This is a genomic window from Streptomyces sp. NPDC002104, assembly GCF_053593795.1.
The window spans coordinates 114,456-129,835 of record NZ_JBSFDF010000007.1 but is presented as its reverse complement, the minus strand read 5'-3'; the positions used below and the strand labels follow the sequence as shown (position 1 = coordinate 129,835).

12 protein-coding genes and 2 pseudogenes are annotated in these 15,380 nt (G+C 71.5%); 11 read left to right on the top strand and 3 right to left on the bottom strand.

Annotation, left to right across the window (positions count from 1 at the left end; genetic code table 11):
- The first annotated feature begins 40 nt into the window (after nt 1-40).
- From ACWCP2_RS09030 to ACWCP2_RS09005, 6 genes are all read left to right on the top strand, one after another.
- Nucleotides 41-691: a thymidine kinase gene (locus ACWCP2_RS09030; protein WP_450907912.1), complete on the top strand. Its 651-nt coding sequence runs from the start codon at nt 41-43 to the stop codon at nt 689-691.
- 91 nt (nt 692-782) lie between these two features.
- Nucleotides 783-1,190 carry an SseB family protein gene (locus ACWCP2_RS09025; protein ID WP_450907911.1) on the top strand — a complete coding sequence of 136 codons (408 nt, stop codon included), beginning with the start codon at nt 783-785 and terminating at the stop codon, nt 1,188-1,190.
- Nucleotides 1,190-1,756, top strand: a complete 567-nt coding sequence (locus ACWCP2_RS09020; RefSeq protein ID WP_450907910.1) for a hypothetical protein — start codon at nt 1,190-1,192, stop codon at nt 1,754-1,756. Before ACWCP2_RS09025 ends, ACWCP2_RS09020 begins: the two co-directional genes overlap by 1 nt.
- Nucleotides 1,756-6,423: a putative T7SS-secreted protein gene (locus ACWCP2_RS09015; RefSeq protein ID WP_450907909.1), complete on the top strand. Its 4,668-nt coding sequence runs from the start codon at nt 1,756-1,758 to the stop codon at nt 6,421-6,423. The genes ACWCP2_RS09020 and ACWCP2_RS09015 overlap by 1 nt, the downstream gene beginning before the upstream one ends.
- A gap of 2 nt (nt 6,424-6,425) precedes the next feature.
- Entirely contained in the window at nt 6,426-6,866 is a 441-nt protein-coding gene (locus ACWCP2_RS09010; protein WP_450907908.1) for a hypothetical protein, read from the top strand.
- Between the two features lie 112 nt (nt 6,867-6,978).
- Nucleotides 6,979-8,286 carry a hypothetical protein gene (locus ACWCP2_RS09005; RefSeq protein WP_450907907.1) on the top strand — a complete coding sequence of 436 codons (1,308 nt, stop codon included), beginning with the start codon at nt 6,979-6,981 and terminating at the stop codon, nt 8,284-8,286.
- 21 nt (nt 8,287-8,307) lie between these two features.
- Here ACWCP2_RS09005 and ACWCP2_RS09000 read toward each other — a convergent pair whose 3' ends face one another.
- Nucleotides 8,308-9,396 (bottom strand): hypothetical protein, encoded by a 1,089-nt coding sequence (locus ACWCP2_RS09000; RefSeq protein WP_450907906.1) that lies wholly within the window; start codon nt 9,394-9,396, stop codon nt 8,308-8,310.
- Between the two features lie 148 nt (nt 9,397-9,544).
- Here ACWCP2_RS09000 and ACWCP2_RS08995 point away from each other — a divergent pair.
- The 4 genes and pseudogenes from ACWCP2_RS08995 to ACWCP2_RS08980 all read left to right on the top strand — a co-directional run.
- Nucleotides 9,545-9,814, top strand: a pseudogene (locus ACWCP2_RS08995) (hypothetical protein); the annotation flags it as partial.
- Nucleotides 9,815-10,395: 581 nt separating this feature from the next.
- Nucleotides 10,396-10,752 (top strand): hypothetical protein, encoded by a 357-nt coding sequence (locus ACWCP2_RS08990; RefSeq protein ID WP_450907905.1) that lies wholly within the window; start codon nt 10,396-10,398, stop codon nt 10,750-10,752.
- A 164-nt stretch (nt 10,753-10,916) separates the two neighbouring features.
- Nucleotides 10,917-11,021 (top strand): annotated as a pseudogene (locus ACWCP2_RS08985) (thymidine kinase); the annotation flags it as partial.
- Nucleotides 11,022-11,206: 185 nt separating this feature from the next.
- Nucleotides 11,207-12,532 carry a sensor histidine kinase gene (locus ACWCP2_RS08980; protein ID WP_450907904.1) on the top strand — a complete coding sequence of 442 codons (1,326 nt, stop codon included), beginning with the start codon at nt 11,207-11,209 and terminating at the stop codon, nt 12,530-12,532.
- Between the two features lie 104 nt (nt 12,533-12,636).
- Here ACWCP2_RS08980 and ACWCP2_RS08975 read toward each other — a convergent pair whose 3' ends face one another.
- Both ACWCP2_RS08975 and ACWCP2_RS08970 read right to left on the bottom strand, forming a co-directional pair.
- Nucleotides 12,637-13,083: a DUF7144 family membrane protein gene (locus ACWCP2_RS08975; protein WP_450907903.1), complete on the bottom strand. Its 447-nt coding sequence runs from the start codon at nt 13,081-13,083 to the stop codon at nt 12,637-12,639.
- Nucleotides 13,084-13,306: 223 nt separating this feature from the next.
- Nucleotides 13,307-14,665, bottom strand: coding sequence for an MFS transporter (locus tag ACWCP2_RS08970; RefSeq protein WP_450907902.1), 1,359 nt, complete (start codon nt 14,663-14,665; stop codon nt 13,307-13,309).
- A gap of 166 nt (nt 14,666-14,831) precedes the next feature.
- Between ACWCP2_RS08970 and ACWCP2_RS08965 the strand changes: the two genes are divergently transcribed.
- The gene (locus tag ACWCP2_RS08965; RefSeq protein ID WP_450907901.1) at nt 14,832-15,191 is read left to right on the top strand and encodes an ArsR/SmtB family transcription factor; all 360 of its coding nucleotides are present in this window, start codon (nt 14,832-14,834) and stop codon (nt 15,189-15,191) included.
- Nucleotides 15,192-15,380: the final 189 nt, after the last annotated feature.

Here is a 15,380-nt window from a genome sequence, read left to right as displayed (position 1 = left end):
CTCCCGGCCCCCCTCCCCCCTGAAAGGCTCTGAACTCCCCATGCCCGAGCTGGTGTTCTTCTCCGGAACGATGGACTGCGGAAAGAGCACCCTGGCGCTCCAGATCGCCCACAACCGCGATGCGCGGGGCCTGCAGGGCGTGATCTTCACCCGTGACGACCGTGCGGGCGAAGGCAAGCTGTCCTCCCGCCTCGGCCTGGTGACGGAGGCGGTGGAGGCGCCGGAGGGCATGGATCTGTACGCGTACGTGGTGGCTCGGCTCACCAAGGGCGGCAAGGCGGACTACGTGATCGTGGACGAGGCCCAGTTCCTCGCGCCGGAGCAGATCGACCAGCTGGCCCGCATCGTGGACGACCTCGGCATGGACGTCTTCGCCTTCGGCATCACCACGGACTTCCGCACCAAGCTCTTCCCCGGCTCGCAGCGCCTGATCGAGCTGGCGGACCGCCTGGAGCAGCTCCAGGTCGAGGCCCTGTGCTGGTGCGGAGCCCGCGCCACGCACAACGCCCGCACGGTGGGCGGCGAGATGGTGGTGGAAGGCGCCCAGGTGGTGGTCGGTGATGTGAACCGCCCGGCGGAGGAGATCGGCTACGAGGTCCTGTGCCGTCGCCACCACCGCAAGCAGATGACGAGCGCCTCGGCCCACGCGGGCGCCCTCTCCCCGGACGTCCTCCCGGTGAACCACGCCTGACAGGGAGCTGCGAGGGGGCCTGAGGGAACCAGTGGGGTCCCCGGTAGCGTGTTGTTCCAGGACGCTGACCGGCGCTGGAGGGGATGCAGCCATGGAACTGACCGCAGAGATCGCGGCGATACGGAGCGGGGCGGGTGATTCCGGCCGCCTGTTGGGGGAGTTCCGGCGGGCTGTCCTGCTGGTTCCCCTTCCGGACGGCCCCGACGGCGGCCTGATGTCGGCGGTGTCCGGTGGTATCCGGTGGATCTACGCGTTCACGGACGAGGAGGCGCTGGCCCGGTTCGCGGCGGCGCGCGGCGAGGCGGACGCAGGCCGGGAGTGGGAGTACCTCTCGATGCTGGGCGCCCGGCTGGTGGACGCGGTGGTCCCGATGGCGGACCGTCCGGCGGGTGTGGCCGTGAACGTGGCGGACGAGGACGGGTCGATGTTCTTCCCGCCGGTCGCGGGGATCGTTCCCGACGGCAGCGCCGTGGACCTGGACCGCGGGGAGGTGGCCTAGTGGCCGGCGACGGGGATCTCGAGGTTTCGCCGGCGGCGGTCAAGAACATCCGGGACGGTCTGCGGGCGGCGATCGGGGAGCTGCGTGAGTCCTCGGACGCTGCGGGTGCTTCGCAGGGTGCCGGTTTCTCCGATCTGTCGATGACGGGGATGGAAACCGGCCACATGGGGTTGTCCAAGGACTTCGAGGACTTCTGCGAACGCTGGGAGTGGGGGGTGCGGAGCCTGGTGCAGAACGCGAGCGCGCTGGCCGGGAACCTCGGGATCGCCGCGGGCACGGTGTGGGAGGAGGAGCAGTACGTCCAGGGCGCGTTCAAGGTGGTGGTGAACGCTGCCGTGTTGGGCAATCCGCACGCGAGCGAGGACGAGATCGAGCAGAAGTCGTGGGGCGACATGTTCTCCGCCGACGCCTACAAGCCCGACTACAGTGCCGAGTCCTTCGAGAAGAGTGCCGAGGACATGAAGAAGACCTGGTCGGACACGGGCGACAAGCTGACGTCGACGGGGAAGATCGGCTCGTTGAACGATCTGCTGGAGCAGGCGAAGCGTGACGCGGGGGAGCGCTGATGGGCCTGGGGGATTTCGTACCGGACTTCATCGAGGACGGGATCGAGAAGGGCACCGAGAAGGTCGGTGACTTCGTCGAGTGGGCCGGTGACAAGACGGCCGGTCTCGCGGACGAGGTGGGTCTGGACGACGCCGGTGACTGGATCCGCGACAAGAGCCGCTCGGCGGCGAACCAGCTCGGTGCGGACGTCTCCGAGCTGGAGCTGGGGCAGACCGACGATCCCCACAAGCTCGTTTACGGCAGCGTGTCGAAGATCCGTGCGCAGGTGTCGCACCTGAACGACTTCAAGTCTTCCTTCGACAAGGTCGGCAACGGTCTGAAGGGGATGGGTGAGCCGGACGGCCTCAAGGGCGCGACGGCGGACTCCTTCCGGGAGGCGGTGGCGAAGGAGCCGCCGCGCTGGTTCAAGGCCGCGGACGCCTTCGGGAAGGCCGCGGACGCGATGGGCCGGTTCGCGGAGACGGTGGAGTGGGCGCAGGGCCAGGCCAAGGAGGCGCTGGAGGAGTACAACCGGGCGAAGAAGGTCTCCACCGACGCCCGCACCGCCCACAACAAGCTGGTGGACACCTACAACGACGCGTTCAAGGCGAAGCAGGACCCGCTGCCGCCGCGTCCGTCGGAGGATTTCACCGATCCCGGCACTCCGATCGCCAAAGCGGCGCAGGAGAAGCTGGATACCGCCCGCAAGCAGCGCAACGACGTCGCGGAGACGGTACGGACGGCGGTGCGCGCGGCCCGTGACGCGGCCCCGCCGAAGCCCTCGTACGCCGAGCAGCTCGGCGACGGCATGGACTACCTGGACCTGGCCACGACGCACCTGGCGGGCGGCGTCCTCAAGGGCACCGCCGGCATGGCGAACTTCGCCCGGGCGCTGAACCCGATGGACCCGTACAACCTCACGCACCCGGCCGAGTACGTGACCAACCTGAACTCGACGGCCGCGGGCCTGGTCACCATGGTCAACGACCCCATGGGCGCGGGCAAGCAGATGCTCGACGAGTTCCTGAAGGACCCCTCCGAGGGCATCGGCAAGATGATCCCGGAACTCGTCGGCTCCAAGGGCCTCGGCTCCCTCAAGAAGATCGGCTCCGCCGCCAAGCATGCCGACGATGTCAAGGTGCCGGGCCGCAGTCACCTTGAAAAGGACGGCCCAGACAGCTCCTCCCGCGACTCGTCCAAGGACAAGGTGTGCGAGGAGGACCCGGTCGACGTCGCGACCGGCCGCATGATCCTCACTCAGACCGACGTGGCCCTGTCCGGGACCCTGCCGCTCCTCTTCGAGCGGACCTTCGAGTCCTCCTACCGGGCGGGCCGGTGGTTCGGCCCGGCCTGGGCCAGCACCATCGACCAGCGGCTGGAGATCGATGCCGAGGGCATCGTCTTCCTGCGGGAGGACTCCAGCGTCCTGGCCTACCCGCACCCGGCGCCCGGCGTCCCCGTCCACCCCACGCACGGCCACCGCTGGCCGCTCTCCAGGGACGCCGACGGTGGCGGATACCGCATCACCGACCCCCGCAGCGGGCGTGTATGGCACTTCGCCCTCCACAACGACGAGCTGGCGCTCCTGGTGCAGATCGACGACAGCAACGGCAACCACGTCTCCTTCGTCCACGACGAGGACGGCACCCCTCAAGAGGTGGTCCACAGCGGCGGCTACCACCTGAAGCTGACCGCCACCGCGGGCAGGATCTCCCGGCTCGCCCTGGCCGACGGGACCGAGATCCTGCGTTACGGGTACACCGACGGCCACCTCTGCGAGGTCACCAATTCCTCGGGCCTACCCTTTCGGTTCGGCTACGACGACCACGGCCGGATCAACTCCTGGACCGACACCAACGACCGCCACTTCGACTACGCCTACGACGACCGCGACCGCTGCGTCGCCCAGTCAGGCACCAACGGGCACCTCAACGCCCGGTTCGAGTACGGCGACGGAGTCACCACCGTCGTCAACGCCCTCGGACATCGACGCCAGTACCAGGTCAACGAGCGGGCCCAGATCGTGGCCGAGATCGACGCCAACGGATCCGCCACCCGCTTCGCCTACGATCGGTTCAACCGACTGGTCTCCCGGACGGATCCGCTCGGCCGCAGCAGTCGCATGGCGTACGACGAGGACGGCCGACTGGTCTCCCTGATCCGGCCGGACGGCCGCGAGGCGACCGCCCGGTACAGCGATCACGGCGGCCCGACCCACCTCACCCGCCATGACGGCACCACGGTCCGCCGAACCTACGACGAGCGCGGCAACATCACCTCCGCGACGGACAGCGCCCGCGGCGCAACCAGCTTCACCTACGACGAGCGCGGGAACCTGGCGTCGCTGACCGACGCGCTCGGCCGTACCACTGCCATCCTTTGCGACCGCGCCGGACTGCCACTGGAGATCACAGACCCGCTGGGAGCCGTGACCCGCTACCGGCGCGATGCCCTCGGACGCCCCGTAGCCGTCACGGACCCGCTCGGCAACACCGCCCGACTGACCTGGAGTACCGAGGGCCGCCTGCTGCGCCGTACCGAACCGGACGGCACCGAGCAGTCCTGGGAGTACGACGGCGAGGGCAACTGTGTCCGTCACACCGACGGCCTGGGCGGGGTCACCTCTTACGAGTACGGCGATTTCGACCTCCTGGTGGCACGTACCGGGCCCGACGGGGTGCGCCACGCCTTCGAACACGACGCCGACCTCCAGCTCACCCGGGTCACCAACCCCCAGGGCCTGCACTGGTCCTACATCTACGATCCGGCGGGCCGGCTGATCGCCGAGACCGATTTCGACGGCCGGACCGTGGCGTACGCCTACGACGCGGCGGGCGGGCTGCTGAGCCGGACCAACGCCCTGGGGCAGACCGTCTACCACCGCAACGACCTCGGGCAGATCATCCGCAGGGAATGCGACGGGGTGGTCACCACTCTGGAATACGACGTGTTCGGGAAGCTCGCCCACGCGGCGGGGCCGCACAGCACGCTGACCCGCCTGCGCGACAGCGCCGGCCGGCTGCGCTCGGAGACCGTCGACGGGCGCACGCTGACGTACGAACACGACGAGCTGGGCCGCCGCACCGGGCGCACGACCCCGGCGGGAGCCGTGAGTGCGTGGAGCTTCGACGAGGCCGGCCACTGCCGTGAGATGACGGTCTCCGGCCGCACGATCACCTTTGAGTACGACACGGCCGGCCGCGAGCTCGTGCGGCGGATCGGCGAACACCTCACCCTCTCCAGCACCTGGGACGACCGGGGCCGGCTGGCGGACAGGGCCGTCACCGGTCACGACGGCAGGTTGATCCAGCGCCGCGGGTACTCCTACCGCCCCGACGGATCCCTCGTCGGGATCGACGACGCGCACGGCGGCCAACGGCGGTTCGAGCTGGACCCGGCCGGACGGGTCACAGCCGTGCGGGCCGCGCAGTGGACCGAGCACTACGCGTACGACGAGGCGGGCAACCAGCGGTCGGCGTCCTGGCCCGAGTCCCACCCGGGCGGCGAGTCCGCCACGGGGTTGCGCGCCTACGAGGGGACGCGGCTGACCCGGGCGGGCCGGGTCGGCTACGAGTACGACGTGCTGGGACGCGTCGTACTCCGGCAGGAGCCCCGGCTGTCGCGCAAGCCCGACACCTGGCGTTACGAGTGGGACGGCCAGGACCGACTGGTCGCCGTGAGGACGCCGGACGGAACCCGTTGGCGCTATCGGTACGACGAGCTGGGCCGGCGCACGGCCAAGCAGCGGCTGACGGGGGCCGGCGAGGTCGCGGAGGAGGTGGTGTTCACCTGGGACGGCTCGACCCTGTGCGAGCAGACGACGCGCACGGCCGGCTCGGCCCGGGAAGTGACCCTCACCTGGGAGCACCGGGGCCTGCATCCGCTGGCGCAGACCGAACGCATACGCACCGCAGACCAGGGCGAGGTCGACCAGCGGTTCTTCGCGATCGTCACGGATCTCGTCGGCACCCCGACGGAGCTGGTCGACGAGCGGGGCGCCGTCGCCTGGCGCACCCGTTCCACCCTCTGGGGGAGCACCACCTGGAACCGGGACGCGACGGCCTACACCCCGCTGCGGTTCCCGGGTCAGTACTTCGACCCGGAATCGGGTCTGCACTACAACGTCTTCCGCCACTACGATCCGCTGACGGCCCGCTACCTCAGCCCCGACCCGCTGGGCCTGGCCCCCGCGCCGAATCCTTCGACCTACGTGGTCAACCCGCACACGTGGGCCGATCCGCTGGGCCTGGCCCCGGACGGCTGCCCGCCCAAGGGCGAGAAGAGCAACCCGTTCAAGACCAGGGAGGAGGCCCGGGAGGCCGCGCACAGGCTGGCCGGGGTGGACCCCGACGTGGACGACCTGTGGGCCACCTGGAAGGTCACCGACGACATCGGTCTCAAGCATGTCGAGGGCTACACCTACTCCGACAACGCCTCCCACCTGGGTACCTTCTGGCAGTACGAGCTCAAGAACGGCGGAGGTTCCCGCGTGGTCGTGGAGCACACCCACGACCCGGCGGGCCCGCACTTCCACGCGGGCATGCCGAAGGCCATGGGTGAGCGGCCCGACGGTGGTCAGTTCGTCAACTTCGGTTGGGACAACAGCAATTACAAGGAGATGGAACGCTACGCCAAGATCAACAAAGAAGGCGGCGACCATCACCTGTTCTACGAGAACGGTGGCTGAGGATGACAGACGAACAGAGCGGAAGCGCGCCGGCGCCGCAGCTGGCGAAGGCCGGGCTGGAGGTCGTGGCGCAGGGCGTCGCCGAGGGGCTGCCCTCGTACGCGCGGGCCTTCAAGGCCGTCGTCAACGTCGAGGTGGCCCCGCAGGCCACCGTGGCGCGCTCAGGGCCGGGGGCGCTGGCGGAGGCCGACCGGCTGTGGCTGGAGCACGCGCGGACCGCTGCCGTCATCGATGGCGAGGGCTGCTTCCTGGTCCGGGGGGCCGATCGCGACTGGGTCCGGGTGCGCCGCACCTCGCACACGGCGCTCTCCGCCGCCCTCGTACCCGGGGCCGGCTCCATGGTCATCGCGATGTCCCCGGACGGCCGACGGCTGTGCGCCCTCACCGAGGAGGACGACGACTACTGGATCGTCGTGCACCGTTTCGAGGACCGTCCCGTGTGACCCGGGGGGCCGCCGGACCAGCCTCTCGTACGATGAGGCGGGCCGGGTCACGTCCGTAGGGGGAGCGGACGGCCGCAGGTCGACGGCGGAGTACAACAGCCTCGGGCGGCCCGTGCGGATCGTGAACGCCGACGGCACCGTGGTCCGGCAGACCTACGACGAGCGGGGAAACCGCACCTCGGTGACGGGCCCCTCGGGCAGCACCACGCGCTTCGCCCACGACGCGCGCGGGCACATCGCCTCGGTGACCGACGCACTGGGCAACAAGACGGCGGTCCGCTGCAATGCGGCAGGTCTCCTCGTCGAAACCGTGGACCCTCTGGGCAACACCACCCGCTGGGAGCACGACGCCTTCGGCCGCACCACCGCAGTGACGGATCCATTGGGCCACACCGTCCGCATGGAGTGGAGCGTGGAGGGCCGGATGCTGCTCCGTACGGCCCCGGACGGCGGTTCGGAGTCGTGGATGTACGACGGCGAGGGCAACTGCGTCCGGTTCACCGATGCCGCAGGCGGTGTGACCCTCTCCGAGTACGGGGACTTCGACCTGCTCACCGCCCGCACCGGTCCGGACGGAGTGCGGTACACCTTCACCCACGACGCAGAGCTGCGGCTCACGGACGTCACCAACCCACAGGGCCTGACCTGGTCGTACACGTACGACCAGGCGGGCCGCTCGGCCGGGGAGAGGGATTTCGACGCCCGGCGCACCGGCTACACCTACGATCCGGCGGGTCGCCTCACGTCCCGCACCACGGCCACCGGCGAACGGATCACCTACGCGTACAACGAGCTGGGCCAGATCCTCCGCAAGGAGGCCGCCGGAGCGGTGACGACCTACGAGTACGACGTTACGGGCAAGCCCGCCCGGATCGTCGGTCCGGATGCAGAGGTCATACGGTTGCGGGACCGCGCCCGACGGCTGCACTCCGAGACGGTCGACGGCCGCACGCTGAGATTCACCCACGATGAGGTGGGTCGTCGGACGGGCCGGACCACCCCCGTGGGGGAGCAGACCGAGTGGACGTACGACGCGGCCGGCCGCCGGACCCGCCTCACCACGGCGGGCCGAACGGTCACCTTCGTCCGTGATGCCGCCGGCCGGACCGTGTCACGTTCCCTGGGCGGCGGATCCTCGCTCTCCCAAACCTTCGACGCGGTGGGCCGCCGCACGGGGCAGCAGCTGCTCGGCCACGATGGGCAGCGCCTGCGGCGACGCGGCTATGCCACGCACAACGCCCGCACGGTGGGCGGCGAGACGGTGGTGGAAGGCGCCCAGGTGGTGGTCGGCGACGTGAACCGCCCGGCGGAGGAGATCGGCTACGAGGTCCTGTGCCGCCACCACCGCAAGCAGATGACGAGCGCCTCGGCCCACGCGGGCGCCCTCTCCCCGGACGTCCTCCCGGTCAACCACGCCTGACCGCCGGGCGGCACGCGTCTCCTACTGGAAGCTGAGCCGATGCGGATGCGTCGGGGTGGTGGGGCAGGTGTGGACGCGCATGAGGCCGCGGCCGAGGTAGACGCCAGTGGGGTCGCTGATACGGCTGTCCGGTAGGGAGTCTTGGTCCTCCAGCGGGATCCAGCTCTCCGAGGCCCCGTCCCCTTCACTGACGGCCACCGTGAGCAACGGAGGCATGGGTGCTCCGCAGACTCCGCAGTCGATGTGGGCCGGGTCGGTGAGGTGCCACGCGGCGAAGCCGCCTACCTTCCACCCGGGCGCGATGGACAGATCACCCCGGTAGGTCACCTCATCGTCCTCGTCCGCGCGCGCGGCGGCCATGGCAGCCTCGTACTCCTCGTACGTGTCGAAGCCGGAGGAGCCGGAGGAGTCGAAGGCGTCACCGTCCTCTTCTTCGTCTCCCACCTCCCACATTTCGATGGCCTCCTGAAGGCCCTCGTCCAGCAGACCCTCGTACTCGTGCTCCACGACTTGTTCGGGGTGGAGCACGCACGGGTTCGGGACGCATTCGGCCCTCCCCACCACTACGGGTTCAGGGATCACATCGAGGACCTCGCCCACGTCCTGGGAGCGCCGCCACTTCAGCACGACCTCAATGGTCCGGTCGGGGCCGTGCACTTCGAAAGGACACCAGAGGACCTGGAGCAGGTCACAACCGTCCGGTCCGGTCAGATCGGGGATGTCGCGGGCGAACAGCTGCGCGGCGGCGAGCAGCGGAATCGGGTCGGCGTCCGCGATCTGCGGGGCGTGCGGTCCTGGCCGGAGGGTGTCCAAGACAGCACGTTCCGCATCGGTGGGGCCCGACCCGGGATGACGGTGCCATGCCTCGTCGAGGATCTGCCGCTGGAGGCGCACGTCCGACAGACGATGCCCGCTGCCCTTGGGATGGACGGCGGTGCACACGGGCCACGGTTCGCCGGCGGGCCACAGGAGCGGGCCGGCCACCGAGCTGTCGTCGGCCTTCGGCGAGCCGGGGCGCGGGTGGAGGCGCGTGCTGGTGCGGCGGTAGTCGCCGAGGGCGGGGAACTGGGCCTCGGCGTCGACCGGGCGGGGCGGTGTGGTGCGGGTCATGCGATCCTCACTTGCTGTTCGGGGTCTGTGCTGCACGCCGGACTACACGCCGGTTCTGACGTCGGCCGCGGGGTTCTCCAGGCTGTGGTAGGCCTTTGTTCCGGTACCGGCTCCCCCGAGCCGGTCGGCGAGCAGATGACCGGGCGCCTCTGTGACCACCTCCGACGGGACACGGTGGAGGTACCGCTACGACCCGCTCGGCCGCCGCACCGCGAAACAGCGCCTGGGGGCCGACGGCGAGAGCGTGGCGGAGGAAGTGCGGTTCACCTGGGACGGCATGACGCTGTGCGAACAGACCAGCAGTCAGCCGGACGCCCCGCACACGGTCGCCCTCACCTGGGACCACCGCGGCGACGTCCCCCTGGCCCAGACCGAGCGCATCCTTACGGCCGATGACCGCCAGGATGAGATCGACCGCGGCAGATGGTGATGCTGCACGCCGATGGTACGTTCTGGTCGGCCTGGAAGCTGGGCGACAAACAGTTCCAGGGAATCATCGACAAAGGGTTTTTGTGGTGACCGGTTCGGAGTTCGAGGACTCGGAACGCGACGGCGCACCGGACGTGCGGGCCGTGCTCGGCCGGGACGGCACCTTCGCCCCGTCCTGGCTCCGCGGTAAATCGGTGACCCCGGTGCCCGCGGGCACCCGGCTCGACGCGGAGCTGGGCCGCCGGATCGCGGCCGGCTGCCGTGCGGTCGGATCCCCGTACGTCCTCGCCACTCACCTCGCCACCGACCTCGCCGACGCCTCCGGCGCGATCGCCGGTACGCGGTCCCGGTCGGCCACGGGTACGGAGGGCATGGACGTCCACCCGCCGTTCCTGCTGTGCGCGCCCGGCCTGCAAGGGGCTGTCCTCTTCCCCGGACCGGGCTACGCGCTGATCGCGGGAACGGCCGTGTTCATGGCGGCGGCGGTCGGGGAAGGGGTCGACACGGCACGCGCGCGCTTCGGCCGTCACGCCCGCGCCCTGGCGCACCGCCAACCCCGCGCTGCCGACCGTGGCAGCCGCGTACGGGCCCGTGCACCGGGCATGGTCCCGGCCCGAGGACGTCGACCCGCAGAGCGCTGCGGCCCGGCAGCTGGCGCTGCTCGACGCGTTCGCCGAAGGGACCTGCGCGGCAAGCGACTTCGCAGCCGGCTGGTGGGAAGCCCGTCGTGCGTCCCAGAAGAACGGCGAACGGCTCCAGGGGGTGCTCGGCACCCTCTTCGACCAGGTGTTCGTGATCCTCGAGGACTACGAAGTCGATCCCGCGTTCGCCGAGCCCGGGGACCTCGACGACGCCGGGCTCGAGGCCGCGGTGCGTGCCGCCCGGGACGCCTTCCGGAACCAGGAAACCGGCCGAAGCGGGAGCTGAGACGCGGTGGCCGTACCCGACCCGGAAGCAGAGGTCATACGGTCGCGGGACCTGGCCGGACGGCTGTGCTCCGAGACGGCCGACGGCCGCACGCCGACCTTCACCCACGACGAGGTGGGCCGTCGGACCGGACCGGCGATGGAGGTTGGTCAAGTAGGAGCGCCCTGGCGCTCCAGACCGCCCACAACCGCGATGCCCGCGGGCGCCAGGGCGTGATCTTCACCCGTGACGACCATGCGGGGGAGGGCGAGCTGTCCTCCCGCCTCGGTCGTTCTTCCCGCCCCGTCCCGCCACCCGTCGCCCGCTCACGCCGGTGGTCGACGGCCTGGCGGACGCGGAGCCCGCCGGCACGAGGACCGGCAACGGGCCGGTGCATGCGGCGGGTGGGATCGGGGTGACACGCGGGCCATCGGATGGGGATGCCTCGGCATCCACCCCACTCGGCAACAATGTGATGGTTTGTCCGATCCGGGGAACCCCATGCCAGGAGGCGCACGTGCGGCCCGACCTCAGTCGTCCTTCCGGCCCTTCCGGTCCTTCCCGTCCTGTCGGCAACTGCGCTCCCGCCGGGAGTGATTCGGACGACCGGCGGCTCGCGCTCGTCATACGCGTCACGTTCTTCGTGCTGATCGGCACGTCGATGATCCGTTTCGTCCAGCGGCACACCGAGGAAGCCCGCGCCCCCTGGGTGATCGCCCTCGCCGTCCTGCTCGCCGTCCTCTACGTGCTCGGCGGCCCCTCCGGGGCGGCCAGTGCGCCCCCGGCTCTCGGCCGCGTGCCCCGGCCTGCGGCCTCCCGGCTCCTCTGGCTGGGCATGGTCGTCACCGTCTGGGCCGTCCTCGTCCTGCTTGCGCCCAGCTTCGCGTGGGTCGCGGTCCCGCTCTTCTACTCCGTGCTGCGCACCCTGCCGCCCGTCGCGGCGTACGTCCTCGTCGCGTTCCTCACGCTCCTCGTGATCTTCGCGCAGCTGACCCTGGCCCCCCGCTTCAACCTCGACCTGGTGATCGGACCCGCCGCCGTCGCCGTGCTCACCACCGCCGTCTTCCTCCACATGCAGCGCCAAGCGGCCCGCCAGCACGCCCTCATCGGCGACCTCGTCCGCACCCGCCGCGAACTGGCCGCCACCGAGCGCCGCGCGGGCACCCTCGCCGAACGCGAACGGCTGTCGATGGAGATCCACGACACGCTCGCCCAGGGACTGTCCAGCCAGCGGATGCTGCTCCAGGCCGCCGACCGGACCTGGGACACCGACCCGGCCAAGGCCCGTAGCCACGTCCGCTCCGCCGCGTCCATCGCGGAGCTGAACCTCGCGGAGGCCCGCCGCTTCGTGCACGACCTCGCCCCCGCCGACCTCGCCCACGGCGGTGGCCTCGACGCAGCCCTGCACGCCCTCGCCGCACGGGAGTCCGGCGCCGGACTCACGGTGCGCGTCCACATCGATGCGGGCGGGCACATCGCCCCGCTGCCCGAACGCGTGGAGTCCGCGCTGCTGCGCATCGCCCAGGGGGCACTGGCCAACGTGCGGGAGCACTCCGGAGCGACCGCCGCCGGGCTCACCCTGACGCGGCTCGACGACCAGGTCGTCCTCGATGTCGCGGACAACGGGCGGGGGTTCGACCCCGACGCCCTCCCCGAGGCCCCGTCCGGCCTGCGCGGACACGGCGTCCCGGCGATGCGGGCCCGGATGCACCAGCTCGGCGGGACCCTGACCATCGAGTCGTCACCCGGTGAGGGCGCCGTGCTGACCGCGGCCGTACCCGTCACGGCGCCCGGGCCCTGAGGGCGTGCGTACGGCGCGGTACGAACGCGCCGGGGGCGTCCTTCCCGTCCACCACGCCGGCCGCCGGCCGGTGCGCGGAGGGGGAAGGACGCCCGGAGCGCCGTTCAGGAGGTGGTGGAGCGGGACGAGGACCTGTCCGTGCACAGGGCCCAGATGATGAAGACGCCGATGGCGATCGAGATGAGTCCCCAGAGCGGCGTGTAGGGCAGCCACAGGAAGTTGAGGATGATGTCCAGCGCGACGATCACCACACCCGTGGCCTTGGCCCAGGCCGCGCCCTTGAGGATGCCCGCACCGACGACCACGAGCACGATGCCCAGCACGAGGTGGATCCAGCCCCACGCCGTGACGTCGAACTTGAAGGTGTAGTCGCCGACGGACGCGTAGACGTCGTCGTTGGCGATGCCGACGATTCCCTTCAGGATGCCGAGTACGCCTTCCACGAGCATCAGCACGGCGGCGAACACGGTGCCGCTCGCCGCCCACGGGTTCGGTACGTCGGAGGTGTATCCGCTGTTGGGGGCCCTGCTGGGGGGCGTTGCCTGTGCCACGGGAGGCTCCTTCGTCGGGCGGGACGCCGGGGGTCCTGCGCTGCGCCCAGCGTCCGTGGCGGCGGGGCGCGGGGACATTTGAGCGCCGCCATTCGGGTGAATCCGCGCGGAGTGGAGGGCGTACGGGCGAGGGCGTACGGGCCGGGCGTACGGGCGAGGACGCACGGGCCGGGCGTACGGGCCGCACGCGATGGGCCGCCCCGGCGCACGGGCCGCCGCCGGCTCAGCCGCGGGCGGCGTGCAGGTCGTCCGTGAAGTGGTGGTGGCTGTGCCGCCATCCCGCCCCGGCCCGGCGCGCCCCGCGCAGGTGCGGATGCCCGGGAGCCAGCCCGCGGTGCTCGTGCTCGTGTACGTGTACGTGGCCCCGGTGCGTCACCGGCTCCGGCCACAGGCGGGCCGCGAGCACCGCCGCGGCGAGCGCGATCGCGCCCAGGGCCGCCGTCGCCCACCCGAGTCCGGCCTTCGCGCCGACCCAGCCCGCGAGCGGGTACGTCAGCAGCCAGGCGGCGTGCGACAGGGAGAACTGGGCGGCGAACACCGCGGCGCGGTCCCCCTCGGGGGCGGCGCGCCGCAGCACCCGGCCGGCGGGCGTGAGCACCATCGAGCACGCCGCCCCGAACCCGGCCCACGTGCCCAGCAGCGCGGGCCAGCGCCAGCCGCCGGCCTGCGCCGAGGTGATGACACCGAGGGCGCCGAAGGCGAGCGGGAGCAGCAGGACGCCGGTCAGCATCACCCGCCGGTCCGGGCGGTTCTCCAGGATCCGCGGCAGGGCCAGGGCCACGGCCATGGAGCCGGCTCCGTAGGCACCGAGCGCGAGGGCGACGGACTCGGCGGACAGCCCCAGGAACTCCCGTACGTACACGACGGAGTTGACCGTGACCACGGCTCCGGCGGCCGCGACCGCGAGGTTCATGGCCAGCAGGGACCGCAGCTGCGGGGTGCGGAAGAACAGGCGCGCACCCTCGGTGGCCTTGGCGTAGGCGCCCGCGCCGGACGGGGCCGAGGCCCGCGCCCGCCGGGGCAGGACGGCGGACACCACGAGCGCGGACGAGGCGAGGAAGCCGGCGGCCGTGCCGAGGAACAGCCGGTCGTAGGTGATCACCGACAGCAGTACGGCCGCGAGCGCGGGGCTGAAGAGGCTCTCCAGGTCGTAGGCGAGCCGGGACAGGGACAGGGCCCGGGTGTAGTCGCGCTCCTCGGGCAGGACGTCGGGGATCAGGGCCTGGAAGGCGGGAGTGAAGGCGGCCGAGGCGGTCTGCAGCAGGAAGATCAGGACGTAGACCTGCCACACCTCGCTCACGAACGGCAGGAAGAGCGCGATCCCTGCCCGGATCAGGTCCGAGCCGGCCAGCAGGGCCCGGCGCGGCAGCCGGTCGGCCACCGCGGCGATCACCGGGGCGATGACGACGTACGCCGCCATCTTGATCGCGAGCGCGGTGCCGAGCACCGAACCCGCGCCGGCGCCCGCGAGGTCGTACGCGAGCAGGCCGAGGGCCACGGTGGCCAGGCCCGTGCCGGTCAGGGCGATGACCTGCGCGCCGAACAGGCGGCGGTACGTGCGGTCGCGCAGCACGCTCGGCATGCGGTTCCTCCTCCGGGACCGGGGCTGGGGCCGGGGCCGCTGGCGGGGCCAAGGGCGGGGCCGGGACCTTCATCATATCCACACGTGCGCATCTGCGCACATGTCGGAGAGGTTCCGGCCCCCGCCCCCGCCCCGAGCCGCCCCGGGCGGACCTACCCTGGGGGGTATGCCTGCTCGCGAACCTCAGCCACCTGCACCGGATGCGCACCTGCGGGACCCCGACAGGGCGCGCCTCGCCGAGGCGACCGAGGTCTTCGCCATGCTCTCGGACGTCACCCGGCTCCACCTCCTGTGGCTGCTCGCCCGGGAGGAGTCGGACGTCGGGTCGCTCGCCGAGCGCTGCGACGCGTCGAGGACCGCGGTGAGCCAGCACCTGGCGAAACTGCGGCTGGCGGGCCTCGTGGAAACCCGCCGTGAGGGCCGGCGCATCCACTACAGCCTGCGCGACGGGCATCTGCGCCGCCTCGTCCTGGAAGCCCTCAGCCACGCCGACCACCGGGTCAGCGGAAGGGCCCCGCACAACTGATCCCCCGCCGGCAACCGGACCTTCTCCCTGATCGGCGTCGGCTCCGCCGTGGCTACCGGAGCGGCCGCCGCTGGGCCCGCCGCTTCCGCAGCGACGCCGATCCCCTCCGGACGCACGGAGAGCGCAGCCCCAGCGCCGAGGACTGACGGGGCGCGGCCGTCCGCCCATTGCGCCGATGTGGCCCCGCCT

Bases quoted from the DNA above. Each gene is read 5' to 3' on its own strand.
- ACWCP2_RS09030 (WP_450907912.1), top strand. From the start codon at position 41: ATGCCCGAGCTGGTGTTCTTCTCCGGAACGATGGACTGCGGAAAGAGC.
- ACWCP2_RS09025 (WP_450907911.1), top strand. From the start codon at position 783: ATGGAACTGACCGCAGAGATCGCGGCGATACGGAGCGGGGCGGGTGAT.
- ACWCP2_RS09015 (WP_450907909.1), top strand. From the start codon at position 1,756: ATGGGCCTGGGGGATTTCGTACCGGACTTCATCGAGGACGGGATCGAG.
- ACWCP2_RS09010 (WP_450907908.1), top strand. From the start codon at position 6,426: ATGACAGACGAACAGAGCGGAAGCGCGCCGGCGCCGCAGCTGGCGAAG.
- ACWCP2_RS09000 (WP_450907906.1), bottom strand. From the start codon at position 9,396: ATGACCCGCACCACACCGCCCCGCCCGGTCGACGCCGAGGCCCAGTTC.
- ACWCP2_RS08980 (WP_450907904.1), top strand. From the start codon at position 11,207: ATGGTTTGTCCGATCCGGGGAACCCCATGCCAGGAGGCGCACGTGCGG.
- ACWCP2_RS08970 (WP_450907902.1), bottom strand. From the start codon at position 14,665: ATGCCGAGCGTGCTGCGCGACCGCACGTACCGCCGCCTGTTCGGCGCG.
- ACWCP2_RS08965 (WP_450907901.1), top strand. From the start codon at position 14,832: ATGCCTGCTCGCGAACCTCAGCCACCTGCACCGGATGCGCACCTGCGG.